Annotated in this window: 10 protein-coding genes; 1 reads left to right on the plus strand and 9 read right to left on the minus strand. The window is 51.8% G+C overall.

Translation table 11 applies throughout. The features are described 5' to 3' along the window. The coding region (locus E1189_RS23835) for a hypothetical protein (protein WP_196221325.1) at nt 1-273 on the minus strand (273 nt) is incomplete at its 3' end. An 87-nt stretch (nt 274-360) separates the two neighbouring features. On the opposite strand from E1189_RS23835, the gene E1189_RS08360 reads away from it, so the two are divergent. Further along, on the plus strand, nt 361-600 hold the full coding sequence (locus E1189_RS08360) for a hypothetical protein (RefSeq protein ID WP_155159578.1): 240 nt from the start codon (nt 361-363) through the stop codon (nt 598-600). Here the strand turns inward: E1189_RS08360 and E1189_RS08365 are convergent. The 8 genes from E1189_RS08365 to E1189_RS08400 form a co-directional block, all read right to left on the minus strand. After that, entirely contained in the window at nt 597-1,334 is a 738-nt protein-coding gene (locus E1189_RS08365; RefSeq protein ID WP_155159579.1) for a phage tail tube protein, read from the minus strand. The two genes, E1189_RS08360 and E1189_RS08365, sit on opposite strands and share 4 nt — an antisense overlap. An 18-nt stretch (nt 1,335-1,352) precedes the next feature. Then, complete coding sequence (locus tag E1189_RS08370; protein ID WP_155159580.1) at nt 1,353-1,757, minus strand: hypothetical protein; 405 nt, start codon at nt 1,755-1,757, stop codon at nt 1,353-1,355. Continuing rightward, complete coding sequence (locus E1189_RS08375) at nt 1,738-2,328, minus strand: hypothetical protein (RefSeq protein WP_155159581.1); 591 nt, start codon at nt 2,326-2,328, stop codon at nt 1,738-1,740. The genes E1189_RS08370 and E1189_RS08375 overlap by 20 nt, the downstream gene beginning before the upstream one ends. Then, nucleotides 2,312-2,611, minus strand: a complete 300-nt coding sequence (locus tag E1189_RS08380) for a head-tail joining protein (RefSeq protein ID WP_155159582.1) — start codon at nt 2,609-2,611, stop codon at nt 2,312-2,314. The genes E1189_RS08375 and E1189_RS08380 overlap by 17 nt, the downstream gene beginning before the upstream one ends. Nucleotides 2,612-2,613: 2 nt before the next feature. After that, nucleotides 2,614-3,609, minus strand: a complete 996-nt coding sequence (locus E1189_RS08385; protein ID WP_155159583.1) for a major capsid protein — start codon at nt 3,607-3,609, stop codon at nt 2,614-2,616. A gap of 11 nt (nt 3,610-3,620) precedes the next feature. Then, nucleotides 3,621-3,989, minus strand: coding sequence for a head decoration protein (locus E1189_RS08390; protein WP_155159584.1), 369 nt, complete (start codon nt 3,987-3,989; stop codon nt 3,621-3,623). 41 nt (nt 3,990-4,030) lie between these two features. After that, nucleotides 4,031-5,020: a head maturation protease, ClpP-related gene (locus E1189_RS08395; protein WP_155159585.1), complete on the minus strand. Its 990-nt coding sequence runs from the start codon at nt 5,018-5,020 to the stop codon at nt 4,031-4,033. Further along, on the minus strand, nt 5,001-6,006 hold a 1,006-nt coding region (locus tag E1189_RS08400; protein ID WP_230460267.1), incomplete at its 5' end, for a phage portal protein. The genes E1189_RS08400 and E1189_RS08395, both read right to left, overlap by 20 nt.

The following is a 6,006-nucleotide window of genomic DNA, read 5'->3' on the forward strand; positions in this document are numbered from 1 at the left end:
CTTTGAGGGGTTAACAGACTGGGCCTGCTCCCGCGCCAGTTGCTCTACCTTCAGCTTGGCTTCCCGATAGGAACGGCCAACCGACTGTACGGTGGCCGCCTGGGCTTTGAAGGAAGACAGAAGACGGGATTGCTGCTCGAGGGTTTTGAGGCGGGACTTGAGGGACTGGGCCTGCTTATCCAGTGATTCCAGAGAATCACCGGATTTACGGACTATGCGGGAGAGAAGGTCGCGAGCTTTGAGGGTGAGTTGAATAGCAGTGTTACGAATCATAACTTACTCACTACTCTGATTATGTACTTTTTATATGGCCCGTTTGCGAATATGATCATAAATCCGCCACAAAAATAAGAGGAGAATATGGAAATCAAATACAACGTAAAACGGGGTAAGAAGGCTGGTTCTGTTTATGTGCCTCATAAACAGAATGGGAAATATGTTGTCAGTAAAACTCGCTTTCAGGATGACTATATTTTTGTAGATACCTACGAAGATATATTGAACCATCTTAAAAAGGGCTACAAAGTACGAGTCAGCGACCCAACAACCAAATCCTCCCCTAGCCTTGTCAATTACGAATCTTTGGAGATCAGTGACTAATCAGCCACATCCAGTTGCATAAACGGACTCAGGCCAGAACCGGTGACCAACGGATCAGCAAGGATGTCCATCGCCAAGGCGATCTCGGCAAAATCCTCAGAGATAAAGCCCAGGTTCTGCACTGGCGAAAATTTCACCCGATGCACACGAATGGTAAATGGACGCCCCTCCTGAGCATCGTTCAACCCTTCCATAAACAAGGTGAACTCCTTACCCGATTCCAGCAGTGCCTGGATGGCATTGGCAGCCTTGGGCGTGTAATCCACTGTGAGGGTTTCAGCGCTGATGCTCGTGCCACTCAGCACTCGAATACCGGCTTTGGTGAGCGCATAATCTGTTCCTAAAGCCAGATCTTGATCCGCACTGTCTTTAACTGTGATGGTTTGGGTGAGATCAGGAATATGGCGAAATGGAATCAACTCGTAATCTTCCCCATGAGCTGTCAGCTGCTCGCCCACAACCGGTGTTGCTCCAATAGATTCCAGTGAAGCCCTCAGTGCCAAGGCAATATTGGGTGGGGTGAAATCGTGAGCTTTGATCGCACCGGTAATGCCAGAAATTCTGGAGACAACGTTGCGCAGACCTCCGCCGCCCATGTAATTCTTCTGTTCCTTTTTCTCTTCTTCAAAGCTGAAAGCGAACTCGCTGATATTGCCCATAGGCAACAGGGGAGCGGATTTATCATAAGGCTGGATATGCACTGAGCCTGCGCCAATAAAGCTGTAATCAATCATGGTATTCGTCCTTGAGGGTTAGAGAATGGCTTCGACTGTTAGGGTACTGTCGGCAAACGACAGTTGCCCGTAGCTGGGAGCGATATCAAAGCGAGTATCGCTGAGAGTGTGTTTGCGGGATTCTGGGCAAAGCTTTTCTGCGGGGTTGAGTGTTGTTCGAATTTGTCGAGTCAGGCTGACCAGCTCTACCGTGGTCTTCTCGGAGGTTTGAAGCACAGCACTGATATTGAACTGCAACTCAAAACGGCCTCGCTCGCCTTGCCGCCCGGTTTCCGTGAGGCTTTCCAGCTGAACCAGAATGGAGGGTGTAGGCAGAGAATCGTCCAGTCCCGTGGCTGAATACCCCAACTTGGTACTCGCAATGGCAGTGAGCCTGTCCACCAGTGCTTCAACAATCCTTTGTTCATTCGATGCGGTAGACATAGTTCAGCTCCTGCTGCATCAAAGTTGTGAAGCGTTCCAGCAATTTTGGTTGCAGCTGTTCAACGGCCTGGCGTGCTGAGTTTGCGATGGGCAGAGAAACCTTCTCTATGGGCAGCCCCATCCACATCGTGCGGCCACTTTTCAGCGACACCTGCTTTTTATGCTTCCACTCCGGTGTGCGCTGGAAAACCATTTTATTTCTCGCATTCACGGGTTGAAAGACAAAAGCGCCATACCAGCGGTAACGACCTGTACGCACGCCTGATTTGGTTTGTATGGGGCGCCCCAGGTAATGAGCAGGAATATCTGCCAACCCTACCCAGATCACCAATTCGTATTGATCACTCTTCTGACCAGGCCTGTGGAGGGAAACCCGTACTCGGCCCAGCTCCTTGATCTTCTTTTGAGAGATTGATGTGGAACGGCTTAAAGCTCGCAGCACTTGCCGTTCAGCAAAACGGGAAAGCTTGGTCATAGCTCTACGAATGGCAGTATCAGTTTTGGCCGGAGCATTATGAAAATCTTCAATCAGGGTGTGCAGTTGCTGGTCGAGGCTAAGATCGATCTGCATGAAGGCTCCATTTGGCCAGCGAGCCATCATCTTTTAGTTTGCGATCCACTCGCCAGCGTTCCTCTCCCTTACTTATCAGGTCATTGCGCTGCAGAGCGATAGTGTTGGATACAGTGAACTCTGTGTAGGTCTGCATCACCGCATCGAACGCGCCTGCGGGCTGAACATTTCGTCGCAATACACCCTGTAAGGGGACGGGGGCAGCATTGTCTGCACGCCACTCAAATACCTGGCCAAAGGCGGTGAGTACCGCCTGGTCCAGTTCTTCAAAGGGATCAACCATGATTAGCTCAGAGTGCACTTGATCACGGCGCGAGGCTTCAGACAGATTGGCAGCGGGTTTGACTGGGTATGCACCTGCACGCCTTTATCAAAATCCATCACCTTCTGCTTGGCATAACGGGGCAAGCCGATGGTGTTGACGGTTTCGATAAAGTCCGCTGGCGCAAACCAGGTGCGGAAGATGCCGGTGTTCATGGGAATCACAAACGCTTCATCAGGTTCGATAAAAGGAATGCCATCCACCTGACCTCGATACTCTTCCCAATCGATATCCCCGAACCGGAAGCCACCCTTGGGATCGTTGCGCAGCATGGCGCTTTCTTGGTAGCGGTGATAACTGTCCTTGACGTAATCGTGGCCGACCAGTTCGTCATAAAAGTCCGCTCCGCAAAACGCCCGCAGCCCTGAATAGGGTTGAGCGCCCAAGGCATCATCAACTTTGCGACGCAGCTTTACACAGCGATCTCTGACATCGAGAGTGACGTCTGAGAATTTAAAATCATGGGTTTGCTGGGTAACACCGAATTCCTGAAAAAGGTCATAGATCACCGAGCTGCCATCGGCATCCAGAATCTGCCCCTTGATCGCGCCCAGACGCAGGTGCTCCAGAGTCACTTCATGGTTGGCCGTCATATCCTGCAGACGCTGGTTCACCACGCTGCGCACACCTTCCAAAGCACTGTCTGAACCAAAGGCCCGTACATTGCGCACCTCGTCCGCCAGAATGGTGCTGTCGTGAGGGATGTGGGGAATCACAAAGCTGCGCACTTTGCGCTTACGACTGCGGGCCTGAATCGCAGGCGCACCTCGCTCTGTTGTGGGCAGCAGGCGCAACTCGCCATTTTTGGATTCCACGACAGCCGTAGTGGTGTTGATGCCGCTTTCGGTAAACAGCCCCAGTTCACCGATACGACCTGGCTTGTAGGGCATATCATTGATGGTGGCTGTCAGCGAGGTCAGGCTGAAGGCATTATTATTGAAAATATCGAGTAAGCTCATGATCGCATCCTTTATTGCCGCAGAATAATGTCGAGGGCCATCAACTCACTGATAGCGGTTGTCTTCTGTTCGTCCGTGATTCCGTCCGGCCAGATCAGTCGTTCCTGATCCACTTCTGCCAAGCGGGCAATCAGAACACCTTCACCACCGGTGGCATCTGTTGTTTTGTGGTCCCAGAGAATACCTGCAGCCATCTGGCTGCCGTCAGTGGCATCAGGATCGAGAGGCTTGTAGAGATCGTTGGCGGTGTCTTTGCCCAGCACCGTGCCAGACAAAAGAGTCAGGTTGGGAGCCAGCTCAATCAGCTCACGGCTGATATTGCGGTTTCCTTCAGACAGCAGAAACTCGCCGGTATGCACCGACTCGGTCAGTGTGGGCATGGTGTTCGTCCTTGTTTATTAGGTGATTTGGAGGTGAGCGATCAGCTGGCGGTTTCAACGCCGGTATTGCGTTTTTGATAGATGGCCTGAGTATCCAGTAGTGGCTTTTGGGCCTTGTTTTGTTGATCCGGTGTCAGGGTGTTATCAATCGGCTGAGGGTCGCCGGTTAACTGGTTAAACAGCTCGGTGCGCACGGCTTCGACTTCTTTGCCTGTGCGAATAAACTCAGCAGCTTTATCGGAATGCGCTGCCGCACACAGGCTCTTGATGGTTTCGCAATCGGCCAGTCGTTGTTTGACCGCTTCAACAGGCGTTTTGTCTCGGATACAGCCTTCAATCAACTCCGGATAACCTGCCTGATTACAGAGCTGGGCAATCACTAAACCATTGTCTGTCGATGCTGATTTTGGGTCATTGGAAGGAGCCGGTAACAATCCCTGGGGAACATTTTGAAAGATGGAAAGATCGAGACTGGCTGCAAGTTGTACCGGCTGATCCACCACATCAATAAAGCCCTGTGCCTTGGCCTCTTTTGCCGTCATCCAGGTTTCGCTAGCCATCAGCGGAGTGATGTCCTCCACCGGTGTGCCGGATTTACCCGAATAAGCGAGAGCAATAGCTTCTGTCGCCTTGTCCAGCATATCCGCCGTGCGCCGCATATCTTCCGCTTCACCGCCGACCCAACCTAATGGGTTGTGAATCATCATCAGGGAGTTGTCCGCCATGGTGATAGTGTCACCGGCCATGGCAATCACACTGGCAATACTGGCGGCTAAGCCTTCAATGCGTACATGGATATTGGCGGGGTGGTAACGCAGGGCGTTATAGATGGCGATGCCGTCGAACACCGACCCACCGGGACTGTTAATGCGGACAGTGATGTCCTCTGCTGAGATAGCTTTGAGATCATTCACCAGCTCTTTGGCAGACAGCCCCTGCCAGTCACCAATCACATCGTAAATCAATAACTCGGCGGGTTTGTCTGCCTGATTCTTTAAGGTAAACCAGGGCTTATTGCTCTTTTTGCTCATTCACTTGTCCTTGTGAAGTGGAATGTCGAAGGTCACTCTCATACTGCAAATCCAGCTCATCTGCCCGACGATTATCGGCTGCGATTTCATCGTCAATTTGCTCGCTGTCATAACCCTGTTCAGAGACCACTTCCGAGCGGGATTTAAAGCCATTTTTCACTGCCAGACTTTGGGCCTGAACATCCTGAACGGGATGGGTATAGGCCCAACCGTGGGGAATCCATTTCACCCGTTTGTACTGGGCTTTGCGTTTGGCCGAACTAGAGGAATAGCCGGGGGCATCAATGGCTCCAGAGAGAACAGCGAGATCCAACCAGCGATTCCACACTGGACGGCAGAGCTGAAACACAATCTGGTTATGCTGAATCTGTTGTATACGACGGCGAAACTCATTGAGCACGACCCGCAATGCCCGGTCACTGACGCCTTTCATATCACCGGAAAGCAATTCAAAAGGCAGTCCCATGCCTGCGGCTGAGGCCATCAACTGCTGGCGCATAAAGTCTGGGTAGCCTGCGGGTGCTCCTGGTGGTGTGCTGAACGTCACTTCTTCGCCGGGGGCCAGTTCCTGCATTGTGCCTGGCTCCATGGCCACCATGGGGATGTTTTCAAAGTTGGTTTGTATCGGGCGACCGGTTAGAGGATCAACTCGTTCCTGATCAGGATGTGGCTTGGTAATAAAGCCAGCAAAGAGATTGGCAATTTCCTGTCGAAGCAGAGTGGCATCATCAAACTTATCCAGCTGAAACATTCGTAACAAAACGCTGGCCAGAACCGGTTGGCCCCTTAACTGGCCGGGGCGCAATGGTTCATAGAGATGCAACACTTCACTCGCTGGTACTCGATGGAGGTCAGCGGTTTCCATGGAAAACTGCTCCACTGGGTGGGCCTTGTGCATCCAGTAAGCTACCCGTTTCCCGATCTTATTGAATTCAATCCCAGCACGAATCGTATGACCGTTTGCCAGCTGGTCGTTGTAACCCCAG

Origin of the sequence: Parendozoicomonas verongulae, from assembly GCF_009711465.1 — a bacterium.
Classification (GTDB): domain Bacteria; phylum Pseudomonadota; class Gammaproteobacteria; order Pseudomonadales; family Endozoicomonadaceae; genus Sansalvadorimonas; species Sansalvadorimonas verongulae.